General features: G+C 73.4%; 26 protein-coding genes. 16 read left to right on the top strand and 10 right to left on the bottom strand.

The genetic code is table 11. The features are described 5' to 3' along the window. Positions 1–4 precede the first annotated feature (4 nt). Genes NFX44_RS28095 through speB form a run of 6 tightly spaced genes read left to right on the top strand, consistent with a single transcriptional unit; the run spans position 5 to position 6560 of the window. Positions 5–1159, top strand: coding sequence for an ABC transporter ATP-binding protein (locus NFX44_RS28095; protein WP_262286612.1), 1155 nt, complete (start codon positions 5–7; stop codon positions 1157–1159). Beyond that, the gene (locus NFX44_RS28090; RefSeq protein WP_262286611.1) at positions 1156–2067 is read left to right on the top strand and encodes an ABC transporter permease; all 912 of its coding nucleotides are present in this window, start codon (positions 1156–1158) and stop codon (positions 2065–2067) included. Before NFX44_RS28095 ends, NFX44_RS28090 begins: the two co-directional genes overlap by 4 nt. Next, positions 2064–2936, top strand: a complete 873-nt coding sequence (locus NFX44_RS28085; RefSeq protein WP_262286610.1) for an ABC transporter permease — start codon at positions 2064–2066, stop codon at positions 2934–2936. Before NFX44_RS28090 ends, NFX44_RS28085 begins: the two co-directional genes overlap by 4 nt. Next, positions 2933–4354 carry an FAD-binding oxidoreductase gene (locus NFX44_RS28080; protein WP_262286609.1) on the top strand — a complete coding sequence of 474 codons (1422 nt, stop codon included), beginning with the start codon at positions 2933–2935 and terminating at the stop codon, positions 4352–4354. Before NFX44_RS28085 ends, NFX44_RS28080 begins: the two co-directional genes overlap by 4 nt. After that, positions 4354–5556: a saccharopine dehydrogenase family protein gene (locus NFX44_RS28075; protein ID WP_262286608.1), complete on the top strand. Its 1203-nt coding sequence runs from the start codon at positions 4354–4356 to the stop codon at positions 5554–5556. Before NFX44_RS28080 ends, NFX44_RS28075 begins: the two co-directional genes overlap by 1 nt. Beyond that, positions 5553–6560: an agmatinase gene (speB, locus tag NFX44_RS28070; protein ID WP_262286607.1), complete on the top strand. Its 1008-nt coding sequence runs from the start codon at positions 5553–5555 to the stop codon at positions 6558–6560. Before NFX44_RS28075 ends, speB begins: the two co-directional genes overlap by 4 nt. Positions 6561–6563: 3 nt before the next feature. Here speB and NFX44_RS28065 read toward each other — a convergent pair whose 3' ends face one another. The 4 genes from NFX44_RS28065 to NFX44_RS28050 all read right to left on the bottom strand — a co-directional run bounded on the left by NFX44_RS28065 (position 6564) and on the right by NFX44_RS28050 (position 10283). Beyond that, positions 6564–7007 (bottom strand): hypothetical protein, encoded by a 444-nt coding sequence (locus NFX44_RS28065; RefSeq protein WP_262286606.1) that lies wholly within the window; start codon positions 7005–7007, stop codon positions 6564–6566. Between the two features lie 99 nt (positions 7008–7106). Continuing rightward, complete coding sequence (locus NFX44_RS28060) at positions 7107–7454, bottom strand: DUF779 domain-containing protein (RefSeq protein WP_262286605.1); 348 nt, start codon at positions 7452–7454, stop codon at positions 7107–7109. Beyond that, the gene (adh, locus tag NFX44_RS28055; RefSeq protein WP_262286604.1) at positions 7454–8959 is read right to left on the bottom strand and encodes an aldehyde dehydrogenase; all 1506 of its coding nucleotides are present in this window, start codon (positions 8957–8959) and stop codon (positions 7454–7456) included. The genes NFX44_RS28060 and adh overlap by 1 nt, the downstream gene beginning before the upstream one ends. A 40-nt stretch (positions 8960–8999) precedes the next feature. Further along, on the bottom strand, positions 9000–10283 hold the full coding sequence (locus NFX44_RS28050) for a GAF domain-containing protein (protein WP_262286603.1): 1284 nt from the start codon (positions 10281–10283) through the stop codon (positions 9000–9002). A 131-nt stretch (positions 10284–10414) separates the two neighbouring features. On the opposite strand from NFX44_RS28050, the gene NFX44_RS28045 reads away from it, so the two are divergent. From NFX44_RS28045 to NFX44_RS28015, 7 genes are all read left to right on the top strand, one after another. Next, positions 10415–11275 carry a hypothetical protein gene (locus NFX44_RS28045; RefSeq protein ID WP_262286602.1) on the top strand — a complete coding sequence of 287 codons (861 nt, stop codon included), beginning with the start codon at positions 10415–10417 and terminating at the stop codon, positions 11273–11275. A gap of 183 nt (positions 11276–11458) precedes the next feature. Beyond that, positions 11459–12124, top strand: a complete 666-nt coding sequence (locus NFX44_RS28040) for a response regulator transcription factor (RefSeq protein WP_262286601.1) — start codon at positions 11459–11461, stop codon at positions 12122–12124. Next, positions 12121–13173, top strand: coding sequence for a HAMP domain-containing sensor histidine kinase (locus NFX44_RS28035; protein ID WP_262286600.1), 1053 nt, complete (start codon positions 12121–12123; stop codon positions 13171–13173). Before NFX44_RS28040 ends, NFX44_RS28035 begins: the two co-directional genes overlap by 4 nt. A 100-nt stretch (positions 13174–13273) precedes the next feature. Then, positions 13274–15379, top strand: coding sequence for a pyridoxal-phosphate dependent enzyme (locus tag NFX44_RS28030; protein WP_262286599.1), 2106 nt, complete (start codon positions 13274–13276; stop codon positions 15377–15379). Next, positions 15376–16512 carry a D-alanine--D-alanine ligase family protein gene (locus NFX44_RS28025; RefSeq protein ID WP_262286598.1) on the top strand — a complete coding sequence of 379 codons (1137 nt, stop codon included), beginning with the start codon at positions 15376–15378 and terminating at the stop codon, positions 16510–16512. The genes NFX44_RS28030 and NFX44_RS28025 overlap by 4 nt, the downstream gene beginning before the upstream one ends. Continuing rightward, positions 16509–17144 carry a M15 family metallopeptidase gene (locus tag NFX44_RS28020; protein WP_262286597.1) on the top strand — a complete coding sequence of 212 codons (636 nt, stop codon included), beginning with the start codon at positions 16509–16511 and terminating at the stop codon, positions 17142–17144. Before NFX44_RS28025 ends, NFX44_RS28020 begins: the two co-directional genes overlap by 4 nt. Positions 17145–17225: 81 nt before the next feature. Beyond that, positions 17226–17909, top strand: coding sequence for a septal ring lytic transglycosylase RlpA family protein (locus NFX44_RS28015; RefSeq protein ID WP_262286596.1), 684 nt, complete (start codon positions 17226–17228; stop codon positions 17907–17909). A gap of 70 nt (positions 17910–17979) precedes the next feature. Here NFX44_RS28015 and NFX44_RS28010 read toward each other — a convergent pair whose 3' ends face one another. Genes NFX44_RS28010 through NFX44_RS28000 form a run of 3 tightly spaced genes read right to left on the bottom strand, consistent with a single transcriptional unit; the run spans position 17980 to position 20272 of the window. Continuing rightward, a complete protein-coding gene (locus NFX44_RS28010) occupies positions 17980–18969 on the bottom strand; it encodes an ABC transporter permease (protein ID WP_262286595.1) in 990 nt (329 codons plus the stop codon). Then, positions 18966–19856: an ABC transporter ATP-binding protein gene (locus tag NFX44_RS28005; protein WP_262286594.1), complete on the bottom strand. Its 891-nt coding sequence runs from the start codon at positions 19854–19856 to the stop codon at positions 18966–18968. Before NFX44_RS28005 ends, NFX44_RS28010 begins: the two co-directional genes overlap by 4 nt. Positions 19857–19867: 11 nt before the next feature. Next, complete coding sequence (locus tag NFX44_RS28000; RefSeq protein WP_262286593.1) at positions 19868–20272, bottom strand: GntR family transcriptional regulator; 405 nt, start codon at positions 20270–20272, stop codon at positions 19868–19870. 104 nt (positions 20273–20376) lie between these two features. Here NFX44_RS28000 and NFX44_RS27995 point away from each other — a divergent pair, with 104 nt between their 5' ends. Beyond that, positions 20377–20814: a hypothetical protein gene (locus NFX44_RS27995; RefSeq protein ID WP_262286592.1), complete on the top strand. Its 438-nt coding sequence runs from the start codon at positions 20377–20379 to the stop codon at positions 20812–20814. Between the two features lie 82 nt (positions 20815–20896). On the opposite strand, the gene gabT is transcribed toward NFX44_RS27995, so the two are convergent. Further along, on the bottom strand, positions 20897–22165 hold the full coding sequence (gene gabT, locus NFX44_RS27990; RefSeq protein ID WP_262286591.1) for a 4-aminobutyrate--2-oxoglutarate transaminase: 1269 nt from the start codon (positions 22163–22165) through the stop codon (positions 20897–20899). A gap of 3 nt (positions 22166–22168) precedes the next feature. Next, complete coding sequence (locus tag NFX44_RS27985) at positions 22169–23605, bottom strand: gamma-aminobutyraldehyde dehydrogenase (RefSeq protein ID WP_262286590.1); 1437 nt, start codon at positions 23603–23605, stop codon at positions 22169–22171. A gap of 141 nt (positions 23606–23746) precedes the next feature. On the opposite strand from NFX44_RS27985, the gene NFX44_RS27980 reads away from it, so the two are divergent. Next, the gene (locus tag NFX44_RS27980) at positions 23747–25186 is read left to right on the top strand and encodes an aldehyde dehydrogenase family protein (RefSeq protein ID WP_262286589.1); all 1440 of its coding nucleotides are present in this window, start codon (positions 23747–23749) and stop codon (positions 25184–25186) included. Positions 25187–25192: 6 nt separating this feature from the next. Here NFX44_RS27980 and NFX44_RS27975 read toward each other — a convergent pair whose 3' ends face one another. Continuing rightward, the gene (locus NFX44_RS27975; RefSeq protein WP_262286588.1) at positions 25193–26425 is read right to left on the bottom strand and encodes an SUKH-3 domain-containing protein; all 1233 of its coding nucleotides are present in this window, start codon (positions 26423–26425) and stop codon (positions 25193–25195) included. A gap of 81 nt (positions 26426–26506) precedes the next feature. Here NFX44_RS27975 and NFX44_RS27970 point away from each other — a divergent pair, with 81 nt between their 5' ends. Beyond that, positions 26507–26920 (top strand): YbaB/EbfC family nucleoid-associated protein, encoded by a 414-nt coding sequence (locus NFX44_RS27970; RefSeq protein ID WP_262286587.1) that lies wholly within the window; start codon positions 26507–26509, stop codon positions 26918–26920.

Raw genomic sequence — 26920 nt, 5'->3', positions numbered from 1 at the left:
GACAATGGGACACGAGACACCGGCCGGCGATCTGCGGCTGGCCAACCTGACCAAGCGGTTCGGCGTCTTCACCGCGGTGGACGACCTCAGCCTCACCATCCCGCAGGGTTCCTTCTTCGCCCTGCTCGGGGCCTCCGGCTGCGGCAAGACGACCACCCTGCGGATGATCGCCGGGTTGGAGGAACCGACCAGCGGGCAGGTGCTCCTGGGTGACCGGGACATCGCCGGGCTGCGGCCGTACAAGCGGCCGGTGAACACCGTGTTCCAGAGTTACGCGCTCTTCCCGCACCTCGACATCCACGAGAACGTGGCCTTCGGGCTGCGTCGGCGCGGCATCCGCAAGGTGACCGACCAGGTCGAGCGGATGCTGGCGCTGGTGCAGCTCGAAGGCTACGGCCGGCGCAAGCCGGCCCAGCTCTCCGGCGGCCAGCAGCAGCGCGTGGCGCTGGCCCGGGCGCTCATCAACCACCCGCAGGTGCTGCTGCTGGACGAGCCGCTCGGCGCGCTCGACCTCAAGCTGCGCCGGCAGATGCAGATCGAGCTGAAGCGGATCCAGACCGAGGTCGGCATCACCTTCGTGCACGTCACCCACGACCAGGAGGAGGCCATGACCATGGCCGACACCGTCGCGGTGATGAACGCCGGCCGGATCGAGCAGCTCGGCGCCCCCGCCGACCTCTACGAGTACCCGGCCACCGCGTTCGTGGCGAACTTCCTCGGCCAGTCCAACCTGCTGGCCGGCGAGGCCGCCGGCCGCAGCGGCGAGGACGTGGCGGTCACCGCGCACGGCGCGCGCTTCTCGGTGCCCGCCGGGCGGGCCCGGACCGACCAGGGAACGGTCTTCCTCGGGATACGTCCCGAAAAGCTGCACCTGGCCGCGGGGCCCGACGAGGTGCCCGCCGGCCACCAGCACGTCGGCGGGGTGGTCACCGACGCCTCGTACGTCGGGGTGAGCACCCAGTACCTCGTGCGCACGGCGTGGGGCAGCGAGCTGTCCGCGTTCGCCGCGAACAGCGGGGACGGCGGGCGGCTGCCCGTCGGCGCCCCGGTGACCGCGCACTGGGACCCGCGGCACGCCTTCCTGCTGCCCCGGGCGGCCGGCGAGGACGACCAGACCAGCCCCGTGCTCGACGAGCCGCCGGTGGGTGCGCTGTCATGAGCGCCCTGGCCCACGTACCGACCCCGGCGGGGCAACCGGCCGCGCCGCCGGGGCCCCGGCGGGGGCGGAGCCGGCTGCTGCCGTACCTGCTCCTGCTGCCCGGCGGTGCCTGGCTGCTCGTCTTCTTCGTGCTGCCGCTGATCCAGCTCGCCATGGCCAGCCTCTACGACCCGAGCGGATCCCTGGCCACCGGCTACGTGCTGACCGGCGAGGTCGGCAACTACTGGGACGCGCTCAGCGTGTACTGGCCGCAGTTCACCCGCTCGTTCGTCTACTCGGCGATCGCGCTGCTGCTGGCTCTGCTCATGGGCTACCCGCTGGCGTACGCGATCGCGCAGAAGGCCGGCCGGTGGAAGAACCTGCTGCTGGTCGCCGTGGTCGCGCCGATGTTCACCAGCTTCCTGGTCCGCACCCTGGCCTGGAAGACCATCCTGTCCGACAACGGCGCCCTGGTCGGCCTGCTGCGGGACGTGCACCTGCTCGGTGCCGACGGCCGACTGCTGGCCACCCCGTTCGCGGTGGTGCTCGGCCTGACGTACAACTTCCTGCCGTTCCTGGTGCTGCCGCTGTACGCGAGCCTGGAGCGGCTCGACCCCCGGCTGCTGGAGGCGGCGAGCGACCTGTACGCGAGCCCGCTTCGCGCCTTCCGGCGGGTCACCCTGCCGCTGTCGATGCCCGGGCTGATCGCCGGCACGCTGCTCTTCTTCATCCCGGCCACCGGCGACTACATCAACGCCGAGCTGCTCGGCACCCCGAACGAGTACATGATCGGCAACGTCATCGACTCGGCGTTCCTGGTCCGGCTGGACTACCCGCAGGGCGCGGCGCTGTCGTTCCTGCTGATGGCGGCGATCCTGGCGATCGTCTTCGTCTACCTGCGCAAGGCCGGCACGGAGGAGGTGCTGTGAAACTCAGGCGTTGGCTCGCCGACCGGTGGGTGATGGGGGTGGCCCTGCTCGTCCTGGCCTACCTCTCGCTGCCGATCCTCGTGGTCGCCGGGCTGTCCTTCAACCGGCCGTCCAGCCGGCTGTCCTACGACTTCAACGAGTTCACCCTGGACAACTGGACGCAGCCCTGCGCCACCTCCGACATGTGCGACGCCGTGGTGCGCAGCATGGAGATCGGCCTGATCGCCACGCTGGTCTCCACGGTGCTCGGCACGCTCATGGCGTTCGCCCTGGTCCGGCACAGCTTCAAGGGGCGCTCCGGGATCAACGGGCTGATCTTCCTGCCGATGGCCACGCCGGAGCTGGTGATGGGCACCTCGCTGCTCGCCCTCTTCGTCTGGTCGGACGGCCAGCTGCGGGCCACCTTCGGCTTCGGCATCCCGCAGGGCTTCTGGACCATCGTCATCGCGCACGTGATGTTCTGCGTGTCGTTCGTGGTGGTGACCGTGAAGGCCCGGCTCGCCGGAATGGACCGGCGGCTGGAGGAGGCCGCCATGGACCTCTACGCCAGCGAGTGGCAGACCTTCCGGCGGATCACCCTGCCGCTGGTGCTGCCCGGCATCGTGGCCGCCGCGCTGCTGGCCTTCTCGCTGAGCTTCGACGACTTCATCATCACGAACTTCAACGCCGGCACCACGGTCACCTTCCCCATGTACGTCTGGGGCGCCGCCCAGCGGGGCATCCCGCCGCAGGTCAACGTCATCGGCACGGCGATGTTCGCGATCGCGCTGCTGCTGGTCGGGGCCACCACGCTGCGGGGCCGCAGGGCCCGGCGGGCTGCCCTCGCGGCGCCTGTCGCCGCCGTCGGAGCGCCCAAGAGCGCGTCATGAACCTCCCGCATACCGGCCGGGCGCTGGCCGACGCCGCGCCCGTCCCGTACTGGCTCGACCGGCCGGAACGCCCTGACCCGCTGCCGCCGCTGGCCGGCACGCACGACGCCGACCTGCTGGTGGTGGGCGGCGGATACTCCGGGCTGTGGACGGCGTTGCTCGCCAAGGAGGCCGATCCCGGCCGGGACGTGCTCCTGGTCGACGCGGGCACCTGCGGCTGGGCGGCGTCCGGGCGCAACGGCGGGTTCTGCGCCGCCTCGCTCACCCACGGCCTCGCCAACGGTGCCGAGCGGTGGCCCGGCGAGATCGCCGAGCTGGAACGGCTCGGCCGGGAGAACCTGGACGCCATCGCCACCACCGTGGCGAAGCACGGCATCGACTGCGACCTCGAACGCACCGGGGAGCTGGCGGTGGCTGTCGAGCCGTACCAGCTCGCCGGCCTCGCGGAGGACGCCGAGCTGGCCCGCCGGTACGGCCACGACGTGCGGCTGCTGGACCGGGACGAGGTGCGTGCCGAGGTGGCCTCGCCGACGTACCTGGGCGGGATGTGGGACCGGGACCGGGTGGCGCTGCTCGACCCGGCGAAGCTGGCCTGGGGTCTGCGCCGCGCCGCCCTCGACCTGGGCGTCCGCATCCACGAGCACACCCGGGTCACCGGGCTGGCCCGCGAGGGCGGCGCGCTGCGCGCGGCCACGGCCGGCGGCCCGGACGCCGCACCCGGCGCCGTGCGGGCCCGGCAGGTGGTGCTGGCCACCAACGCGTTCCCGCCGCTGCTGCGCCGGCTGCGCGCCTGGCTGGTGCCGGTCTACGACTACGCGCTGATGACCGAGCCGCTGACGCCCGCCCAGCGGGACGCCATCGGTTGGCGCAACCGGCAGGGGCTGGCGGACACCGGCAACCAGTTCCACTACTACCGGATCACCGCCGACGGCCGGATCCTGTTCGGCGGGTACGACGCGGTCTACCACTACGGCAACCGGATGGCCCCCGAGCTGGAGCAGCGCGAGGCCACCTTCACGGCCCTGGCGTCGCACTTCTTCACCACCTTCCCGCAGCTGGACGGGCTGCGGTTCAGCCACCGCTGGGGCGGCGTCATCGACACCTGCACCCGGTTCTGCGCGTTCTTCGGCACCGCCTACGAGGGGCGGCTGGCGTACGCGGCCGGGTACACCGGGCTCGGCGTCGGGGCGACCCGGTTCGGCGCCCGGGTGATGCTCGACCTGCTCGGCGGGGAGGAGACCCCGCTGACCCGGCTCGACCTGGTCCGCCGCAAGCCGCTGCCGTTCCCGCCGGAGCCGATCCGGGCCACCGGCATCCACCTCACCCGCTGGTCGCTCGCCCGCGCCGACGCGCGGGAGGGGCGGCGCAACCTCTGGCTCCGTACTCTCGATCGTCTTGGACTGGGGTTCGACTCCTGATGCGTATCCTCCTCGTCGGCGCCGGTGGCGTCGGCTCCGCCGCCGTATCCATCGCCGCCCGCCGCTCCTTCTTCGAGACCATGGTGGTCGCCGACCACGACCCCGCCCGCTCCGCGCGGGCGGTGGCCGGCCACGGCGACCGGTTCGTCGCCGCGACCGTCGACGCCTCCTCCGCCGAGGCGGTCGCCGCGCTCTGCTGGGAACACCGGATCACCCACGTGCTGAACGCGGTCGACCCGCGCTTCGTCATGCCGATCTTCGACGGCGCGTTCGCCGCCGGCGCCGACTACCTGGACATGGCGATGTCGCTGTCCCGGCCGCACCCGGACGCGCCGCACGCCGAGACCGGCGTGAAGCTCGGTGACGAGCAGTTCGCGGCGGCCGCCGCCTGGACGGAGGCCGGCCGGCTGGCGCTCTGCGGCATCGGCGTCGAACCGGGCCTCTCCGACGTCTTCGCCCGCTACGCCGCCGACGAGCTGTTCACCGAGATCGACGAGATCGGGGTACGCGACGGCGCCAACCTCACCGTCGACGGCTACGACTTCGCCCCCTCGTTCTCCATCTGGACCACCATCGAGGAGTGCCTCAACCCGCCGGTCGTGTGGGAGGCCGACCGGGGCTGGTTCACCACCCCGCCGTTCTCCGAGCCCGAGGTGTTCGAGTTCCCCGAGGGGATCGGCCCGGTCGAGTGCGTCAACGTGGAGCACGAGGAGGTGCTGCTCATCCCGCGTTGGGTCAAGGCCAAGCGGGTCACCTTCAAGTACGGCCTCGGCGACGAGTTCATCGAGGTGCTGAAGACCCTGCACAAGCTCGGCCTGGACTCGACCCGCCCGGTGCGGGTGCGCGGCGCTTCGGTTTCTCCCCGCGACGTCGTGGCCGCCTGCCTGCCCGACCCGGCCACGCTCGGAGACCGGATGCGCGGCAAAACCTGCGCGGGCACGTACGTGACCGGGACCGGTGTCGACGGCCGGCCACGGCGGGTCTACCTCTACCACGTGGTCGACAACGAGTGGTCGATGGCCGAGTACGGCCACCAGGCGGTGGTCTGGCAGACCGCCGTGAACCCCGTCGTGGCCCTGGAGCTGCTGGCCACCGGCGCCTGGTCCGGCACCGGCGTGCTCGGCCCCGAGGCGCTGCCCCCGGTACCCTTCCTCGACCTGCTCACCGGCTACGGCTCGCCCTGGGGAATGGAGGAGCGGTGACCCGCTACGGCCCGATGTTCGGCCCCGACGTGACGTTCCTCGGCGTGCCGCCGTGCACCCTCGAGGAGCCGGTGACGTACGCCGATGCCGACGTGGTGATCGTCGGCGCGCCCTTCGACGGCGGCACCTCGCACCGGCCGGGCACGCGGTTCGGGCCGTCCGCCATCCGGCAGGCCTGCTACCTGCCGCACGACGGCTCCCGGCCCTCCCTGGCCCTGCGCGTGGACGCGTTGCAGGACCTGTGCGTCTACGACGCGGGCGACGTCGAGATGTTCTCCGGCGACATCGAGCGCTCCCTGGCCGCGCTGGAGACCGCCGTGCACGCGGTCGCCGCCGCCGGGGCGATCCCCATCGTGCTCGGCGGCGACCACTCGATCGCGCTGCCGGACGCCACCGGGGTGGCCCGGCACCACGGGCTCGGCCGGGTGTCCCTGGTGCACTTCGACGCGCACGCCGACACCGGGGACATCGAGTTCGGCTCGTTGCACGGGCACGGCCAGCCGATGCGCCGGCTCATCGAGTCCGGCGCGGTACGCGGCGACCGCTTCCTCCAGATCGGCCTGCGCGGCTACTGGCCGGGACCGGAGACCCTGTCCTGGATGGCCGAGCAGCGGATGCGCTCGTACGAGATGACCGAGGTGGTGGCGCGCGGGCTGGATTCCTGTCTGTCGGAGGCGTTCGCGATCGCCACCGACGAGTGCGAGGGCGTCTTCCTCTCCGTCGACGTGGACGTGGTCGACCCGGGCATGGCCCCCGGCACCGGCACCCCCGAGCCGGGCGGGTTCACCTCCCGGCAGCTCCTCGACGCCGTCCGCCGGGTCTGCTACGAGCTGCCGGTGGTCGGCGTGGTCGAGGTCGCCCCGCCCTACGACCACGCCGACATCACCGCGTACCTCGGCAACCGGGTGGTGCTGGAGGCCCTGTCGGCCATCGCCCGCCGCCGCCGCGACGCCGCCGGCGGCGACCCCTGGAACCCGCGACAACCCCTCCTCGACGCCCGCTGATCGTCAGTGTCGGGCGCAGTGTCGGACGAGGCGGAGTGGTTCGGTGGTCTCGGTGAGCGAGTTGGGCTCGACGACGAGACGGGCGATGGCGGTGGCGGGCCCGCCGCGGAAGGCGCCCCGGTCGGCGGGGATGTTCGCCGTCCAGGTGCCTCCGGTCCGGTCGTCGGTGCACGCCCCGATCACGCCGAACCCGAAGCCGGTGATCGAACCCCGGCGGACCCGCTGGTCGAGGTGGACCTCGATGTAGGCCAGGCCCCGCTCGGCGCCGCAGGCGTACCGGCCGCCGACCGTGGCGGTGTGCGCGGGAACGTCGGCCGTGCCGAACCAGTTGACGGAGATCCTCGGGGCCGGCGCGGCGACGGCGGCGCCGGGCGCGAGGCCGAGCGTGACGGCGGTGGCGAGCGTGGCGAGGCCGCCGGCGAGCAGGGACTGTCGGACCGGGCGCATGCGCGGGCTCCTGTCTGGCGGTGGTGCGGGCTGCTCCGATGTGGACCGGCGTCAGCATCCCACCGGCGCGGCGCCGGCGAGCTGAAAGATCTCGGACAGTCAGCGGGCCAGGTGGGAGCGGATGAGGAAGCGGACGCCCTCCGGGGCCTCCAGGGAGAAGCCGCTGCCCCGGCCGGGCACCACGTCGACCGTGAGCCGGGTGTGTTTCCACAGCTCCCACTGGGCGGTGGACATCCAGAACTCGACCGGCTCGGGCACGCCGTCGACCTCCAGCGAGGCGAGCAGCACGTCGGAGCCGCCGGTGCGGAACTCACCGGCCGGGTAGCACATCGGGGCGCTGCCGTCGCAGCAGCCACCGGACTGGTGGAACATGATCGGCCCGTGGGCCGCCCGCAGCGACCGGATGAGACCGGCCGCCGCGGGCGTCAGGGTGACGGGGTCGCCCATCAGAAGAAGCCCAGCTTCTTGGGGGAGTAGCTGACCAGCAGGTTCTTGGTCTGCTGGTAGTGCTCCAGCATCATCTTGTGGTTCTCCCGGCCGATGCCGGACTGCTTGTACCCGCCGAACGCGGCGTGCGCCGGGTAGGCGTGGTAGCAGTTGGTCCAGACCCGGCCGGCCTGGATCGCCCGCCCGGCCCGGTACGCGGTGTTGATGTCCCGGGTCCAGACGCCGGCGCCCAGCCCGTAGAGGGTGTCGTTGGCGATCTTCACGGCGTCGTCCAGGTCGGCGAAGGAGGCCACCGAGACCACCGGACCGAAGATCTCCTCCTGGAAGATCCGCATCGAGTTGTCGCCCTCGAAGATCGTCGGCTCGACGTAGTAGCCGCCGGACAACTCGCCGCCGAGGTCCGCGCGTGAGCCGCCGGTCAGCACCTTGGCGCCCTCCTGCCGGCCGATGTCCAGGTAGGACAGGATCTTCTCCAGCTGGTCGTTGGACGCCTGCGCCCCGATCATCGTGTCGGTGTCCAGCGGGTGGCCCTGAATGACCTGCTGCGTCCGGTCGACCGCCGCGGCCAGGAAGTCCGAGTAGTGGCCCTGCTGGATCAGCGCCCGCGACGGGCAGGTGCAGACCTCGCCCTGGTTGAGCGCGAACATGGTGAAGCCTTCGAGGGCCTTGTCCCGGAAGTCGTCAGAAGCGGCGCTGACGTCGTCGAAGAAGATGTTCGGGCTCTTGCCGCCCAGCTCCAGGGTGACGGGTTTGATGTTCTCGCTGGCGTACTGCATGATCAGCCGCCCGGTGGTGGTCTCGCCGGTGAACGCCACCTTCGCCACCCGGGGCGAGGAGGCCAGCGGCTTGCCCGCCTCGACGCCGAAGCCGTTGACCACGTTGACCACGCCGGGCGGGAGCAGGTCGGCGACCAGCGAGAGCAGGTAGTGGATCGAGGCCGGGGTCTGCTCGGCCGGCTTGAGCACCACGGCGTTGCCGGCGGCGAGCGCCGGGGCGAGCTTCCAGACCGCCATGAGGATCGGGAAGTTCCACGGAATGATCTGCCCGACCACGCCGAGCGGCTCGTGGAAGTGGTACGCCACCGTGTCGTCGTCGATCTCGCCGAGCGAGCCCTCCTGGGCCCGGACCGCCCCCGCGAAGTAGCGGAAGTGGTCGATGGCCAGCGGGATGTCGGCGGCCAGGGTCTCGCGTACCGGCTTGCCGTTCTCCCAGGTCTCGGCGATGGCGAGGGATTCCAGGTTCTCCTCCATGCGGTCGGCGATCCGGTTGAGGATCAGCGACCGTTCGGCGACCGAGGTGCGGCCCCAGGCGTCGGCGGCGCCGTGCGCGGCGTCGAGGGCCTTCTCCACGTCCTCGGCGGTGCCCCGGGCCACCTCGCAGAAGGTCTGCCCGGTCACCGGAGTGGGGTTCTCGAAGTACCGGCCGCCGTGCGGCTTCACGTACTCGCCGCCGATGAAGTGGTCGTAGCGGGACTGCCAGTGGGTGGGGGCGTCGTAGCGCGTCATGGGTACCTCCGCCGTCCGTCAGGGGTGGACGGCGGGGACGTTAGTTTCCGCGACGTTGCAGCAACGTTGCGCGCGGCAGGTCGTACTCCTCAGCGAGCTGGCGGGCCCGGGCCAGGGCGAGCGGCCGGCGCGGCGCACCCGGCGGCAACGCCCGCGCCAGGGCCTGCCAGGCCGCGAGGTCGTCGGCGCCGGTGGGCGTCGCGGTCCAGGCCGTGAGCAGCGCCGGGTCCGCGGCGGCCAGCACGGCCGCGCGGAGCTGGCCGTCGACCAGCCGGCGCAGTCGCGTCACTCCCGGCGCGTCCGACCCGGGCAGCAGGGGCCCGGCGTACGCCCGCAGCGCCCCCGCCGCGTCGCCACCTTCGAGCAGTTCGGTGACGGTACGGAAGTCGGCGCGCACGGCCGGCCGCAGCCGGTACGGGCGGGAGTCGAGCAGCTCGTCGCCGAGGGCCCGGCGCAGCCGGGACAGTTCGGCGCGCAGGGTGACGGGGTGCAGCCGGTCGTCGCCGTAGAGGTCGAGGCCGAGCTGTTCCCCGGTGCGCCCCTCGGGGTGGTCGAGGAGCAGCACCAGCAGCTCGCTGTGCCGGCGGCCGAGCCGGATCCGCCGGCCGGCCACGCGCAGCTCCGCCTCGTCTCGGCCCAGGGCGGCAACGTGCAGCACGTCGGGTTCGGCGGGGGCGGCGCCGGCCAGGAACGCCTCGGCGGCCCGGGCGGTGGCCCGGACCAGGGCCAGGCTCTGCGGGGTGGCCAGGTGGTCTCCGCCGGTGATGTCGATGGCGCCGAGCAGCCGGCCGGTGGTCGGGTCGTGGATCGGGGCGGCGGCGCAGGTCCAGCGCTGCACCGGCCGGACGAAGTGCTCGGTGGCGAAGATCTGGACACTGTGGTCGACGGCCAGGGCGGTGCCGGGCGCGTTCGTGCCGGCGTGGGCCTCGTCCCAGCGCGCGCCGGGCACGAAGTTCATCCGCTCGGCGTGCCGGAGCACGCCGGGGTGGCCCTCCACCCAGAGCAGCCGTCCGTCCGCGTCGCAGACCGCCATGAGGTGCGCGCCGTCCAGGGCGATGCCGCCGAGCAGGTCGCGGAAGAGGGGCAGCACGCGGTGCAGGGGGTGGGCGGCGCGGTAGCTCGCCAGCGCGTCGTCGGTGAGGTCGACCGGGGCGGTGGCCTCCGGGTCGAGCAGCGCGGACCGCTCCCACGACCGGCGGACCACGTCGCGGACCCGGCCCGTGGTGGTGCCGGCGGTGAGGAACGCTTCGTGGGCGGCGCCGACCTGAGCGATCCGCTCGGCCGGATCGGCGCCGAATTCCAGGGCGAGCCACGGGTCAGCCATCGGCGACCTCCTCGCGCCCATGGTGACCCAGCTCACCGCCGATCGCCAAGCCGTCGCCGAACTTGTCATTGACAAGTTCCGGGCCGGCTCCCAAACTTGACGACGACAAGATGCGATCCGGGGAGGTCGGGATGGAACTCGCGATGGTCCGCAGGATGTGGCAGCTCATCGAGCCCGTGCACGCGCTGGTCTACTACGCGCCCGAGCTGACCGAGGAGGCCGCCGGCCTCGGCCTGGCCACCGACGAGCGCTGGCCCGGCTACTTCGCACTGCGCAGCGCCCCGCTCGGGGCGGCCGGCCCGAACCTGGTCGCCGCCACCTACTACAGCTTCAGCCCCCGGATGGTCGCCGAGTACGTGCCGGCAGTCTGGGTCACCGCCGACCCCGCGAAGGTGCTCGCCGCCCGGCTGTCCGGCGTGGACCGGGCGCTGCGCGCCCTGCTCGGCGACCGGGTCGAGTCGGCCGAGCTGGCCGAGGCCGCCACCCTGGCCCGCCGCGCGGTGCGCGCCGCCGACCTGGGCGGCCGTCCGCTGGCCGCCGCCAACGCCGACCTGCCCTGGCCGGATGCGCCGCACCTGGCGCTCTGGCAGGCGGTCACGATCCTGCGCGAGCACCGGGGCGACGGTCACATCGCGGCGCTGCGGACCGCCGGGCTGGACCCGGCCGAGTCGCTGGTCTCCTTCGCCGCGGTCGGCGCCGCCCCGGTGGAGGTCTTCGCCAGCCGCCGGTGGGCGGCCGAGGAGTGGGCGGCCGCCCGGGACCGGCTGGCCGCCCGGGGCCTGGTCGACGGCGACGGGGTGGCCACCGAGGCCGGCCGCCGGCTCCGCGACGAGGTGGAGCGGCGGACCGACGAGCTGGCCGCCGCGCCCTGGCGGGCGCTCGGGCCGGCGGTCGGCCGGTTCGCCCAACTCGTCGCCCCGGTCACCCAGGCGGTCGTGGCCACCGGCCTGCTTCCCGCGCAGAGCACCCTCGGGATCACCCGGCCACGGTGATCCGGGTCACTCCCCGGTCACCCGTGGCCCTCCCGGTCGGGACGAACGCCCCAGACGGCACGACGGGCGCCGGTGCCCGGCCGCCGACGTGGAGGATTGCTCCGGCGGCGCTTACGGAACCCTTATCTCCTGCCTGGGACCGTATGCGGGACGGATGACCGGAGCACGGGGGAGCGGACAGCGGTGCGGGTGTTGGTGGCGGACGACGAGCGGTTGCTGGCGGACACGGTCGCCGAGGGGCTGCGCCGGTTCTCGATGGCGGTCGACGTCTGCTACGACGGCGACGGCGCGCTGGAGCGGATCGGGGTCAACCGGTACGACGTGGCCGTGCTCGACCGGGACATGCCCGGCGCCACCGGCGACGAGGTGTGCCGCAGCCTCGCCGGCTCCGCGGCCGGCACCCGGGTGCTGCTGCTCACCGCCGCCGCCGGCATCCGCGACCGGGTGGCGGGCCTCGGGCTGGGCGCCGACGACTACCTGACCAAGCCGTTCGCCTTCGCCGAGCTGGTGGCCCGGGTGCAGGCGCTGGGCCGGCGGTCCGCCCCGGCGGTGCCGCCGGTGCTGGAGCGGCACGGGGTGGTGCTCGACGTGGCCCGGCACACGGTCACCCGGGACGGGCGGCCGCTCGGCCTGAGCCCCAAGGAGTTCGCCGTCCTGCACGTGCTCATGCGGGCCGGCGGCGGCGTGGTCAGCGCCGAGGAGCTGCTCGAACAGGCCTGGGACGAGTTCGCCGACCCGTTCACCAACGCGGTCCGGGTCACCGTGATGACGCTGCGCAAGAAGCTCGGCCAGCCCTCGGTCATCCAGACCGTGCCGAAGGCCGGTTACCGGATCGGCGAGCCGGCGTGAGCCCCCGCCGTCGCGTCCTGCTGGTCGGGGCACTCGCCCTGCTCGGCGGTTACTGGCTGCCCGGCCTCGGCAAGCAGCTGCTCGGCCAGCTGTGGTGGCGGGCGCAGGCATTCTGCGACCTGCAGACGATCGGCGCGGTGTGCGAGCCCGCCCGCCCGCTCGTCCCGGTGCTTCCCGGGCTGATCGAGCTGCTGGTCCTGCTGGCCGGGGTGTTCGCGGTCTGGGGCGCGGCCCGCTGGTGCCTGCGCCCGGTGCGCGACCTCGCCGACCCGATCGCCGACCTCGGGCCGCAGAACCTGGGCCACCGGATCCGCCGCGGCGGCCGGGACGAGCTGGCCCGGCTGGCCCGCGCCATCGACGACATGATGGACCGGGTCACGGCCGGCTACGAGGGGCAGCGGCGGTTCGCCGCGAACGCCTCGCACGAGCTGCGCACGCCGCTCGCGGTGCAGCGGACCCTCATCGAGGTCGGCATGGCCCAGTCGCTCACCGCCGAGCAGCTCGACCTGCTCACGGCCCAGCTGCTGGCCACCAACGAGCGCAACGAGCGGCTCATCGAGGGCCTGCTCGCGCTCAGCGAGAGCGACCAGGGGCTGCGCTCCTCCACCCCGCAGCGCCTCGACGAGATCGTCACCACCGTGCTGGCCGCGTACGCGGACCGGGCGGCCGAGGCCGGGGTGACGGTGGAGAGCCGGCTGGCGCCCCGGGTCGTGCCGGGCGAGCGGGTGCTGCTGGAGCGCCTGGTCGGCAACCTCGTGGAGAACGGCATCAAGTACAACCGGCCCGGCGGCCGGCTCACCGTCGCCGTCGACGGTGACCCGGCGCTGACCGTCCTCAACACCGGCCAGACCGTGCCGGGCGAGGCGGTCGCCGGCCTCTTCGAACCCTTCCGGCGCCTGGCCCGGGACCGGACCAACCAGGGCGGCGGCGCCGGGCTCGGCCTGGCCATCGCCCGCTCGATCACCCAGGCACACGACGGCATCATCGCCGCCCGGCCCGGTGAGGACGGCGGCCTGCGGGTCGACGTCCAGCTACCCGCGGTGCGCTGACCCACCCCTTCCGGCCTCCGGGAACCGCCCTCGCGGCATCCCGCGATGCCCCCTGCCCGAAAACGACCGACGGCGTGCGACGCCGGGAGAGGAGACCGCCGTGCCGACCCGTACCGAGCAGGCCGCGACACCGGCCGACCGGGCGGTCTGGGCCGACGTGGCCAAGGGCGCCTGCATCATCCTCGTGGTGCTCTGGCACGTCATCGTCAAGCACTACCTGCTGATCGACTGGCGGATCGACCTGCCCGTGCCGGGTGCCTGGGGGCTGCTCGGCGAGCAACTGCTCCCGCTGCGGATGCCGCTCTTCTTCACCCTCTCCGGGATCTTCGCGGCGAACGCCGTCGCCCGGCCGTGGCGGATCGCCGCCCGCCCCCGGATCGCCCGGAACCTCCACCTCTACGCGACCTGGCTGCTCATCCACACCGCCCTGCTGGCGCTCGTGCCGGACTTCCCGACCGACCGGGCAACCAGCCCCGGTGGCCTGCTGGCCCAGCTCACCGTCACGCCCTCGAACCTCTGGTACCTGTACGCGCTCGCGCTCTACTTCACGCTGGCCAAGGCGCTGCGCCGGGTCCACCCGGCGGTGCTGCTCGCGGCCTCGGGCGCGCTCTCCGCGGTGGCGGCGACCGGCCTGCTCGACAGCCCGGGCAACCGGGGGCAGGTCTACCAGAACCTGGTGTTCTTCCTCGCCGGCGTGCACCTGCGGCCGTACCTCCAGCGCTGGGCGGCCGGCGCGAGCACCCGCCGCCTGGTCGGCACCGGGACGGCGTACGCCGTGGCCCTGGCCGCCATGGCGCTGGCCGGGGCCGAGGGCTGGCCCGGTGTCCGGCTGCTGGTGTCGGTCGTCGCCGTGGCGTTCGGCGTCACGGCCGCGGCCCGCACGGCCCGGCTCCGGGTGGTCGGCGGGGCGCTCGCCCGGCTCGGCCGCCGCACGCTGCCGATCTACGTGATCCACATGCCGGTGCTCGCGCTGCTGCACCGGCTCCTCGCCGGCCCGGTCGCCGAGCTGAACCGACCGGGGCGGGCGCTGCTCATGGCCGGCTACCCGGTCCTGCTCACCGCCGTGGTGCTGGCGCTCAGCCTGGCCGTCCACCGCGGACTCACCGCGGCCGGCGCGCACTGGCTGTTCGACCTGCCGCGCCGCGCCGGCACCGACCACAACCGAGAAGGAGAGACCATGTCCACCAGCCACGCTCCGGCCCTGCCGGACCGGGCCCGCGTCGAGGAGGCCGCCTGGTGGCTGTCCGGCCGGGTGGTGCGCACCCCCGTGCTGAACTGCCCGGCGATCGACCGGCTGGCCGGCGCCCGGGTCCTGCTCAAGGCGGAGAACCTCCAGACCGGAGGCTCCTACAAGATGCGCGGCGCGATGCTGGCGGTCGGCCGGCTCGCCGCGAACGGCCACACCGGCGTGGTCGCGCAGAGCACCGGCAACCACGCCGTGGCGGTGGCCCTCGCCGCCCGCCGGCACGGGCTGGCCGCGACCGTGGTGCTGCCCGTCGACGCGGCGCCGGTCAAGGTGGCCCGGGCCCGGGCGGCCGGGGCGCGCGTCGTCCTCGCCGGCACCACCGTCGAGGAGCGGCTGGCCGTCGCCCGGCAGGTCGCCGACGCCGACGGTCACCCGCTGGTCGACGCGTACGACCACCCGGACGTGGTGGCCGGCCAGGGCAGCGCCAGCCTGGAGCTGATCGAGGAGGCGGAGCGCGCCGGCACTCCGCTGGACGCGCTCGTCGTGCCGGTGGGCGGTGGCGGCGGCGTCGCGGGAGCCTGCCTGGCCGCCTCCGGCACCCCGATCGAGGTGTACGGCGTCGAGCCGGTCGGCTGCGACTCGCTGGCCCGGAGCCTCGCCGCCGGCCGGCCCACCCCGGTCGTGCCGGCCCCCACCATCGCCGACGGGCTCCGCCCGAGCTGCGTGGGTGACCTGCCGTTCGCGGTGGCGCGGGACGCCGTCCGGGGCGTCGTCCGGGTCGACGACGACGCGATCGCCGACGCGTTCCGGCTGCTCCTGCTGGAGCTGAAGGTGCTCGTCGAGCCGTCCGGGGCGGCCGGGCTCGCCGGCGCGCTGCGGCTCGCGGGCGGCCCCGAGGGCGGGCGGTACCGGACGGTCGGCGTGGTGCTGACCGGCGGCAATGTCGAGGCGGAACTGGTGGCCCGGCTGGCGGGCGCACCCGTCGCCGGCCTCGCTCGGATGGAAGGGGTGGCGGCGTGAGCGCTGCGATTCGGATCGGTGTCCTGTTCGGTGGCCCGTCGGCGGAGCACGAGGTCTCCTGCGCCTCGGCGCTCGGCGTGACCCGGGCACTTGTCGAGCGAGGTCACCAGGTGGTCGCGCTCGGGATCACCCGCGCCGGCGGTCTGCGGCTGGTGCCCGAGCCGGTGCTCGCCGAGCGCTGCGCCAGCGTGGGCGCCGGCCTGGCCATCGACGACCGGCTGCCGGTGACGGGCCCGGCTGTGGAACTGCGGGCCGGGGCGCGCGCCGGAACGGTGGCGGTCACCGCGGCCGACGCGCCCGGCGCGGTGGACGCCGAGCTGGACGTCGTCTTCCCGGTGCTGCACGGCCCGTACGGCGAGGACGGGGTGGTGCAGGGGCTGCTCGAATCGCTCGGGGTGCCGTACGTCGGGTGTGGGATCCTCGCCTCCGCCGTCGGGATGGACAAGGTGGCGATGAAGCGGGCGCTGCGGGCCGAGGGGGTGCCGACCACCCCGCACGTCTGGTTCGATGCGCCGACCTGGCGGGCCGCGGAGGACCCGGAGAAGCTGGTCGTCGGTCTGCGCCGACCGCTGTTCGTCAAGCCCGCCCGGATGGGTTCCTCCATCGGGATCTCCCGGGTGGCCGAGGGCGACGACCTGACGGCGGCGGTCGAGGAGGCGCTCCGGCACGACCACGTGGTGCTGGTCGAGCAGGGCGTGACCGGCCGGGAGCTGGAGTGCGGCGTGCTCGGCGGCTGGCACCCGGAGGCGTCGGCGGTCGGCGAGGTCCGGGTCGAGGGCGGCTGGTTCGACTACCGGCAGAAGTACTTCGGCGACGCCGACCCCATGACCGTCCCGGCGCCGCTGCCCGACGAGGTCACCGAGCGGATCCGGGAGCTGTCCGTGCAGGCGTTCACGGCGATCGGCGGCTGGGGCCTGGCCCGGGTCGACTTCCTCTACGACGAGACGACCGGGGACCTGTTCGTCAACGAGCTGAACACCCTGCCCGGCTTCACGACGCACTCGATGTACCCGAAGGTGTGGGCCGAGTCCGGCGTCGACTACCCCGAGGTGGTGGACCGGCTGGTCGCGCTCGCCTTCACCCGGCACGAGGCCCGGCCGGCGGGTGCACACCCCCGGGGCGGTGCGGCATGATCCTGCTCTCCGATCCCCGGGTCGCCGCCGTGTCCAGCCGGGACGACGGCGAACCGCTGGTCGACCTGCGGGAACTGCCGGAGCTGCGGCTGGACACCCGGGCCGCCGACCCCGCCGGGGCGTACGCCCGGGTGCGGCGCGGGGTCGCGGACCGGTTGCTGGCCGCGCAGCGCGCGCTGCCGGCCGGCCTGCGCCTCCTGGTCGTCGAGGGGTACCGGCCGTACCGGGCGCAGCTCGACATCTTCACCGGCTACCGGGACGAGCTGCGCCGGCGCTACCCGGACTGGCCGGCGGACCGGCTGCACCGGGAGACCACCAAGTTCGTCTCGCCGGTCGAGGTGGCGCCGCACAGCACCGGTGGGGCGGTCGACCTCACCCTGTGCGACGCCGACGGGATCGAGCTGGACATGGGCACGGCCCTCGACGCCACCCCCGAGGAGAGCGCCGACGCCTGCTTCACGGCGGCCCGGCACATCCCGGTGAGCGCGTGGCGCAACCGGCAGGTCCTGGTGGCCGCGCTCAGCGGTGCGGGGCTGGTGAACTACCCCACCGAGTGGTGGCACTGGTCCTACGGCGACCGCTACTGGGCGCTGCTCACCGGAGCGCCACACACCCGTTACGGTCCGCTGTGATCGGCCGCCCCGACTGAACGGTCCGGCCCTCCCGTCCGTACCAGGCGTCGAACGAGACCACCGGACGACGGGAGAGACAACGTGAGGGTGCAGCGCAAGCACGTGCTGGCGGCGACCGTGGCACTGGCCGCCTCGGCGGTCGTCGCGGTGGGCACGGGGATGGGGTTCGCGGAGACCACCCCGGCCGGGCAGTCGGCCTGTGCGGGGTCGGTGACCTTCTCGGCGGAGGGCGGGGCGCCGGCGGCCACCAGCGACCGCTTCCCGGTGGGCACCCGGCTGCGGGTGACCAACCTGGACAACCGCAAGGTCGCGACCGTCACGGTGACCGGCCCGTCGGGCAGCTGCGTGCTGCTCAACGCGGCGGCCATGGACCTGGTCCGCGAGCCGGGCAAGAACGTCATCCGCCGCAACCTGGTGGAACGCCTCGACGGCGGCGCGCCGGCGGCCGGCGCGGCCGGGCCGGGCGGCGCGGCTCCGATCGGTGAGGCCCGGCCGGGCAACGCCCGGCCCGGCGGCGCGCCCGCCAGCGTCTGCGGCGGGGCGATCACCTTCTCCGCCGAGGGCGGGGCGCCGGCCGCCACGAGCGGGCAGTTCCCGGTGGGCACCCGGCTGCGGGTGACGAACCTGGACAACGGCAGGGCGGCGACCGTGACCGTCACCGGGCCGTCGGGAAGTTGCGTGCTGCTCAACGCCGCGGCCATGGACCTGATCCGGGAGCCGGGCAAGAACCTGGTCCGCCGCAACGTGGTGGAGCTGCTGCGCTGACCGCGCCCGGTCCGGCGCCGGGTGGAACGCCGGGGCGGCTGCCCCGGGGCGTTCCACCCGGCCGGGCCGCTCAGGCGATCCGGCGGAGCCGGCGTACGGCGAGGTAGAGCAGGAGGGCGGCGAGGGCGACGAAGATGCCGGTCTCGATCCACTGGAACAGCCAGAACCGGTCGGCCGGCTGGTAGAGCTCCCAGTTGTAGGAGCCGGGTCCGGCGCCGATGTCAGCCCCGCAGCGGCGGCCGTCCGGTCCCTGGCCACCCGGCGGGCACATGATCCGGGTGTCGGCCGCCACCATCTTCCCGTCGGCGTCGCGCACACCGTTGGCGAGGACCCAGTTCCCCCGGGACTCCTGCAGCGGTTCGGCCCCCTCGATCGGGAAGGTGCGGGTGAGGGCGGGCTGGTAGTGCGGTCTGGCCAGGATCGCCACCGCCGCCCGAACCCCGATGAACGCGGCCAGGGTGACACCCATGGCGGGCAGCATCCGGCGCCACAGGGTGCCGGCGAAGATGCCGAGCGCCACCGCGAAGAGGGTGTAGCCGATCGGGGCGATGCCTTGCAGGTCGAAGACGATGAAGCCGAGGCGGCCCTCATGCGCGGCCTGGGTCAGCGGGCTGACCCACCAGGCCATGCCCAGTCCGTAGCCGATGGCCAGGGTCACCGTGACCACGACGGCCAGACCGAACTTCACCAGGGCCCACCGCGTCCGGCCGACGCCCTGCGTCCAGGCGAACCGGTGCGTGCCGTGCTCCACCTCCCGGGCGACCAGCGGGGCGCCCCAGAACAGACCGACGAGCACCGGCAGGACGACGAGCAGGACCGCCACCAGGTTCAAACTCTGGTACTGGTTGGTGAATCGGCGGAACCCCGACTCACAGCCATCCGCGGTGGCCTGGTCGACCCCCGGACGCGCCAGCTGACTGACGCAGTCCGGCAGCCCGAGCTCGGTGAAGCTGTGCCGCATCGACAGGCCGATCGGGATCATCAGGGCCGCGAGCGCGGCGAACCCGAGGAGGGTGAAGAGCAGCTGCTTGCGGTGCTGCCGCCAGGCCAGCCAGATCATGCCGGCACCTCCCAGGCCGCGTGGCTCGTGGTCGTCTCGCCCTCGGCGAGGTGCGCCAGTACGAGGTCCTCCAGCGTCACGTCGTGCACCGTCCACTCCGGAGCAAGGACCTCGCCGGTCGTACGGACCAGCAGCGTCGACTGCCGGGCCGTGTGACTCGCCCGAACCACGGCGTCGACCCCCTCGATCGGTTCGCCGCCGTGCCGGGGCCCGACCAGCTGGCGGTGTCCGGCGATCAGGTCGTCGACCGCGCCCACCAGGTGCACCCGGGCGGCCTGCAGCACGACCAGGTAGTCGCAGACCCGCTCCAGGTCGGCCAGCAGGTGCGAGGAGAGCAGCACGGTCGTCTCGGAGTCGGCGACGCTGCCCATCAGCGACTGCAGGAACTCCCGGCGCGCCAGTGGATCGAGGCTGGCGACCGGTTCGTCGAGAAGCAGCAGCCGGGGTCGCTTCGCGAGTGCGAGCGCCAGCGCGACCTGCGCCCGCTGGCCGCCGGACAACTTGCCGACGGGCAGCTTCGGCGGGATGCCGAGCTGGGCCAGCCGGTTGCGGGCGAGAGCCCCGTCCCAGCGCTTGTTCATCCGGCGGCCCACCTCCACCAGTTCGGCCGCGGTGAAGTCCCGGTAGAGCGGGGTGTCCTGGGCGACGAAGCCGATCTCGGGCAGCACCGACGGGTTGGCGTACGGCGCTTCGCCGAAGATCCGCACCGAGCCGGCGTCCGGCCTCAGCAGGCCGACCGCGAGGTGCAGCAGGGTGCTCTTACCAGCACCGTTGGGGCCGACGAGGGCGGCGATCCGCCCGGCGGGCAGGCGCAGCGAGCAGTCCCGCAGCGCCCAGGTTCTCCCGTACCGTTTGCCGAGCTGCTCGGCCTCCAGCGCGATCTCCATCAGCTGTCCTCTCATCCTGCTGAGGCGGGTTCGGCGCGCGTCGTGCCGGCCCGCATGGTGGTCTCGACCAGGGCGGTGACGTCTTCCGGGGTGAGCCCGGCGGCGCGGGCGCGGTGCAGCCAGGCCACCAGCTCCTCGCGGAGCTCGGCCTGATCGGCCAGCGACGAGCCGGCGAGGGTCCGGCGGACGAAGGTGCCGACGCCGGGGCGTCCCTCGACCAGGCCTTCGATTTCCAGCTCGCGGTACGCCTTCAGCACCGTGTTCGGGTTGATGGCCAGCGACTGCGCGACGTCGCGGACCTTCGGCAACTGGTCGCCAGCCGTCAGCAGCCCCACCCGCAGGGCCTGTTTGACCTGCTGGATCAGCTGCACATAGGTGTTCACCTTGGACCGGCCGTCCAGTACGAACTCGATCACGCGACGCCCTTCTATTGTCCTACGACAGTAAGACTATAGAACAGGATCCGCCGTCGTGGGGTCTCTCGACGGGAGTGTCGGGGGCGGGGCCTAGCGTGCCGAGCGTGGGCATCCTGACCGAATACTTCGCGGCCACCCCGGAGCGGGCGCGGGCCGCCGCCGCGACCGGACCGGACGACGAGCTGGATCCACTGCGCTGCAAGAACGTCGAGCCGTTCGTGCTGGGCGGCGCGTTGTGGGAGGCGATCCGCGCGGGACGGCTCGGGTCGCCGCGCGCCGGGCTGCACGCCGGCGGGGAGCGGATCGACGGCCACGACGACGAGGGGCCGTACCTCATCCGGCTGGCGCCGGACTTCGTCGCCGAACTGGCGGCCCTGCCGGACGAGCGCCTGCGGCCGGTCGCCGCGCAGTGGCGCACCGCCGAGGAGTGGCTGGGCGAGCCGGAGGTCGACCCGCTGGTCGAGCTGGTCGCCGAGCTGCGCCGGGTCGCGCGTGCTGCCGGCGCGGACGGGCTCGACGCCTACTGCTGGATGTGCCTGTAGGCGGGGGACGGGTGGAACACCACGGGCGGCACCTGGGGGGGATCGACACCCGTGGTGTTCCACGATCGAGGGCTGACCCCGGTCAGCCGAAGGCGGCCTCCAGGATGTCCAGACCGCGGGCCAGTTCGTCGTCGGAGATGACGAGCGGGGGCAGGAAGCGCAGCACATTGCCGTACGTACCGCAGGTCAGGGTGAGCAGCCCGGCCGCGTGGCAGGCCGCCGAGATCGCCGCCGTGGCGGCCGGGTCCGGGGTCAGCGTGCCGGGCTGGACGATCTCCACGGCGAGCATCGCGCCACGGCCACGCACCTCGGCGACGCGCGGGTCGCGGGCGGCGATCGCGCGCAGCCGGTCGACCATCACCGTGCCGATCCGCCGGGCGGCGGCGGCCAGGTCCAGCTCGTGCATGGTCTCGACGGCCGCGAGCGCGGCCGCGCAGGCGATCGGGTTGCCCCCGTACGTTCCGCCGAGGCCGCCCACGTGCACCGCGTCCATCAGCTCCGCCCGGCCGGTGACCGCGGCGAGCGGCAGCCCGCCCGCGATGCCCTTGGCCAGGGTGATCAGGTCCGGCTCCACGCCCTCGTGCTGACAGGCGAACCAGTCGCCGGTCCGGCAGAACCCGGTCTGGATCTCGTCGGCCACGAACACCACGCCGGTGGCGGTCGCCCACTCGCGCAGCGCCGGCAGGAACCCCTCGGCCGGCACCACGAAACCGCCCTCGCCCTGGATCGGCTCGATCAGCAGCGCCGCCACGTTCTCCGCGCCGACCTGCTTCTCCACCATCTCGATCGCCCGGGCCGCCGCGGTCGCCCCGTCGAGGCCGCCGTCGCGCAACGGGTACGACATCGGCACCCGGTAGACCTCACCGGCGAACGGCCCGAACCGGTGCTTGTACGGCATGTTCTTCGCGGTCAGCGCCATGGTCAGGTTGGTCCGGCCGTGGTACGCGTGGTCGAAGACCACCACCGCCGGCCGCCCCGTGGCGTGCCGGGCGATCTTCACGGCGTTCTCCACCGCCTCGGCGCCCGAGTTGAACAGCGCCGAGCGCTTCTCGAAGTCACCCGGCGTCAGCGCGTTGAGCTGCTCGCAGACCGCCACGTACGACTCGTAGGGCGCAACCATGAAACAGGTGTGCGTGAAGCGCTCGACCTGCGCCCGGACCGCCTCGACCACCCGCGGCGCGGAGTTGCCCACGTTGGCCACCGCGATGCCGGCCGCGAAGTCGATCCACTCCCGCCCGTCGACGTCGGTGATCGTGCCGCCGCCCGCGCGGTCGACGTAGGAAGTGATCGTGCTGCCGACACCGCGGGCCACCGCCGCCCCACGGCGCTTGTGCAGTTCCTCGCTCGACAAGGCTCAGCCCTCGATGTTGTGCATGACGTGCTTGATCCGGGTGTAGTCCTCCAGGCTGTAGACCGAGAGGTCCTTGCCGTGCCCGGAGTGCTTGAAACCGCCGTGCGGCATCTCCGAGACGAACGGGATGTGCGTGTTCACCCAGACGCAGCCGAAGTCCAGCCGGCGCGTCATCCGCATGGCCCGGCCGTGGTCCTTCGTCCACACCGAGGCGGAGAGGCCGTAGTCCACACCGTTGGCCCAGCGCACCGCCTCGTCCTCGTCGGAGAAGCGCTGCACGGTGATGACCGGCCCGAACACCTCGTCCTGGATGATCTCGTCGGCCTGACGGACCCCGGACACCACGGTCGGCGCGTAGAAGTAGCCGCGCTCGCCGAGCTGGGAGCCGCCGGTCTCGACGTTCGCGTGGTCCGGCAGCCGGTCCACGAACCCGCGTACCCGGCCGAGCTGGTTGGCGTTGTTCAGCGGACCGTAGAGCACATCCTCGTCGTCCGGCGCGCCGGTCTTCGTGTTGCGGGCCTGCTCGGCGAGGGCGGCCACGAAGTCGTCGTGGATGCCCGGCCCGGCCAGCACCCGGGTGGCGGCCGTGCAGTCCTGACCGGCGTTGAAGTAGCCGCCCACCGCGATGGCCTCGGCCGCCGCCGCCACGTCCGCGTCGTCGAAGATCACCACCGGGGCCTTGCCGCCCAGCTCCAGGTGGGTCCGCTTGAGGTCCGGGGCGGCCGCCGCGGCGACCTCCATGCCGGCCCGCGTCGACCCCGTGATCGAGACGAACTGCGGGGTCGGGTGCGACACCAGCGCCCGGCCGGTGTCCCGGTCGCCGCACACCACGTTGAACACGCCCGGCGGGAGGAACTCCGACGCGATCTCGGCCAGCAGCAGCGTCGACACCGGCGTGGTGTCGGAGGGCTTCAGCACCACCGTGTTGCCCGCCGCCAGGGCCGGGGCGATCTTCCAGACCGCCATCATGAGCGGGTAGTTCCAGGGCGTGACCTGGGCGCAGACGCCGATCGGCTCCCGCCGCACATACGAGGTGTGCCCGGCCAGGTACTCGCCGGCCGAGCGCCCCTCCAGCAGGCGGGCGGCGCCCGCGAAGAACCGGAACTGGTCCACCGCCGGCGGCAGCTCCTCGTCGGCCGTGAGCTGGCGGGGCTTGCCCGTGTTGCGGACCTCGGCGTCGACCAGCTCGGCCGCCCGGGACTCCACGGCGTCGGCGAGCTTCAGCAGGGCCTTCTGCCGCTCGCCCGGGGTGGCGTCCCGCCAGCCCTCGAACGCGGCGGCGGCCGCCTTCATGGCCGCGTCCACGTCCGCGGCCCCGGAAACCGGCGCCTGGGCGAAGACCTCGCCGGTGCACGGGTCGATCAGGTCGGCGAAGCCGCCGTCCACCGGGTCGACGTACTCGCCGTTGACGAAGTTGCGCAGCTGCTGCTGATCGCTCATCAGGTGTCTCCGAGGGGTGGCCGGGGCGAAGGTCAGCGGAGGTTATCGCAATCTGACTGCCATCTTGGCTACTAAATCCGAGGCAGACAAGGGTTTGAGCAACTGTTTCCGCGCGGCCTTGCGTGGTCTACGCTGCGCAGCGTGGAGCCGAGAGCCTTCTATGTCGCCGGCCGCCCCGCCCACGGCGAGGGCGAGCTCACCGTCACCCACCCGTACGACGGCCGCACGGTCGGGCGTACCACCCTCGCCACGCCCGACCAGGTCGAAGCCGCCGTCGCGGCAGCCGCCGGCGTGGCGGCGGCGGCCGCGGCCCTGCCCGCGCACGTCCGCGCGGCCGCCCTCGACCACGTCTCCCGGCGGCTGGCCGACCGGGCCGACGAGGTCGCCGCGCTGATCACCGCCGAGAACGGCAAGCCGGTGAAGTGGGCGAAGGCCGAGGTGGGCCGCGCGGTCTCCACCTTCCGCTGGGCGGCCGAGGAGGCCCGGCGCTTCTCCGGCGAGCTGCAACGCCTCGACACCGACCCGGCGGCCACCGGCCGGATCGCACTGGTCCGGCGGGTGCCCCGCGGCCCGGTCCTGGGGATCGCCCCGTTCAACTTCCCGCTCAACCTCGTCGCGCACAAGGTCGCCCCGGCCATCGCCGTCGGCGCACCCATCGTCGTCAAGCCGGCCCCGGCCACCCCGCTCTCCGCGCTGCTGCTCGGCGAGATCCTGGCCGAGACTGACCTGCCCGAGGGCATGTTCTCGGTGCTGCCGCTGCCCAACGAGCGCGCCGCCGAACTGGTCGCCGACCCCCGGCTGCCCGTCGTGTCGTTCACCGGGTCCGGGCCGGTCGGCGCGGCCATCCGCCGGGCCGCCCCCGACAAGCACGTCACCCTCGAACTCGGCGGCAACGCCGCGGCGGTGATCTGCGAGGACTGGTCGTCCGACGGGGACCTGACCTTCGCCGCGCACCGCATCGCCACCTTCTCCAACTACCAGGCCGGCCAGTCGTGCATCGCCGTCCAGCGGGTGTACGTGCACGAATGGCTCTACGACGGCTTCCTGCCCCGGCTCGTCGCGGCCGTCGAGGAGCTGCGCACCGGCGACCCCGCCTCCGAACTGACCGACGTGGGCCCGCTGGTGTCCGTCGAAGCCGCCGAACGCGTCGAGGCCTGGGTCGACGAGGCGGTCGCCGCCGGGGCCACCATCGAGGTCGGCGGGCGCCGGGACGGCGCCACCTACCCGCCCACCGTGCTCAGCGGAGTGCCGTCGTCGGCCAAGGTGTGCACCGAGGAGGTGTTCGGGCCGGTGCTGGTGGTCGCCCCGGTCACCGACGCCCAGGCCGCGTTCACCGCGGTCAACGACTCGGCGTACGGGTTGCAGGCCGGCGTGTTCACCCACAACCTGCAGACCGCGTTCCTCGCGGCCCGGACGCTCGAGGTCGGCGGGGTGATCGTCGGGGACGTGCCGTCCTACCGGGCCGACCAGATGCCGTACGGCGGGGTGAAGGGCTCGGGCGTGGGGCGGGAGGGGCTGCGCAGCGCCATGGACGACTACACCGAGCCGCGGGTCATGGTGCTGACCGGCGTGAAGCTCTGACGCGCCTCACCAGGTGCCGTCGTCGCGGACCCGGGCGGGAGCGCGACCGAGCAGCAGGGTGGTGAGGGCGGCGTCGATGTCGGGGCCGAGGAACCATTCGCCGGCCTGATCGAGCGCGAAGATCCGGCCGTGCTCGTCGACGGCGATGATGCTCTCCTGCCGCTCGCTGCCGAGCGGGAACAGCCGGACACCGAGCACCGCCCCGAAATCGGCGAGGGTGTCGGCGGTGTGGGCCATCTTGCGGGGACGGATGTCGAACCGGGAGATCCACACTTCCTCGCCCGGCCCTTGTCGCGCACCGACCAGGCCGGGAAAGGCGGTGATGGTTTCCAACGCGGCCGGAAAGGCGTGGTGTGTGTGCCGGCTCCCGCTGACCTCCGTGACCTTCTGGACGGAGGCGGCGGCTGACACCTCGTCGCCGAAGTGCGGCTGCCAGCCGGCGACCACGAGGGCGTTCGCCACCTCGGTCGGAAACCGGCCGGGTTCGGGGTCGTTCTGCGGCTCCGCGTGCCACTCCTCGGCGTAGGCCAGTTCGGGCCAGGGGAGGACGTTGAAGTGCACCAGGAATCTGATGCAGGACTCGCAGCGGAGTTCGCCCGGGCCGCCGGCCGGGTCCCCCGGTTCCCGGATACGGAAGGACCCCATCCGGGCCTTGCCGAGAAGTGATCTGGCCTCTTCCAGGCCGAGCGGGGTGCGACCGGCGGACGTCAGTGCGTGGTCATGATCGTGCAGGACGTCGGAGACGACGATCATCTCGGCGTGCCGCTCGCCGCCGCGGACCAGGTGGCCGGCGGGCAGCCCGTCCAGATAGGACACGACAAGCGGATGGTGGCGCAGCTCGACGTCGCCCTTGGCGCCGTGCGCGACGTGCGTGCGACCGTCGACGGTGAGGTGGGCCGCGGCGCCGGGCGTGGGCAACCGCGTGATCCCCCGGAGCAGTTGGCCGGCCGGGTCGACGGTGCGCGGTGCCCGCGGCGCGGCCTGTCGGCGCTGCCGGAACATCTGCTCGACGGCGGCGGTCGGCACGCGTGGCCAGGTCGACAGCTCGCCGGTCTCCTTGTCGATGACCGTGGTCGGCAGGTCACCGGGGAGGGCCCGGGCCTCGGGGGCCACCGTGGACGTGACCAGGTAACCCAGGTCGAACTCCTCGACGAACGGCGTGCACGGGAATCCCAGGCGCTCAGAATCCCGGCGGGCCCAGACGGCGGCGAGTTCCTCGACCTGCTGTCGTTCGATCACAGCCTGAAGTTACCGGACCCCACGGATTCCGTGGCGCCCGGTATGGTCGGCCCTACTGACGGTGACGGAAGGGGAGCGGCGGTGGCCGAGAGCGCGGACCGGGATGCGAACCGCGCGCTGCGTGCGCGGTTCGACGAGGTGTACGGCCAGTACCAGCGACTTCGGTCTGGTTTGGACGAACTGCAGATCAGGCTCGCGGAGCTGCGGGTGACCGAGCGCTCCGACGACGGGCAGGTGACGGCGGTCGTGGGCGCCCGCGGCGAGCTGATCAGCGTCGAGGTCGCTCCCTCGGTGTTCCGCGACCGGGACGCCTCCGCGCTCAGCCGGAAGATCACCGACACCGTCCTGCGGGCGTCCCGCGCCGCGGTCACCGCGACCCGTGAGCTGGTCGCCGGCTACCTGCCGCCCGGCTCGCCGTCGGTGGAGTTCCTGCGTACCCATGACTTCGGGGCATTGCTGGGCCGGGCCGACGCCGTCCTGTCCCGCGGCGAGTGA

The sequence above is a fragment of the Micromonospora sp. MA102 genome (assembly GCF_025460765.1).
Classification (GTDB): domain Bacteria; phylum Actinomycetota; class Actinomycetes; order Mycobacteriales; family Micromonosporaceae; genus Micromonospora; species Micromonospora halotolerans.
Note: the sequence above shows the minus strand (reverse complement) of the source record. Positions and strands in the feature narration are given on the sequence as shown.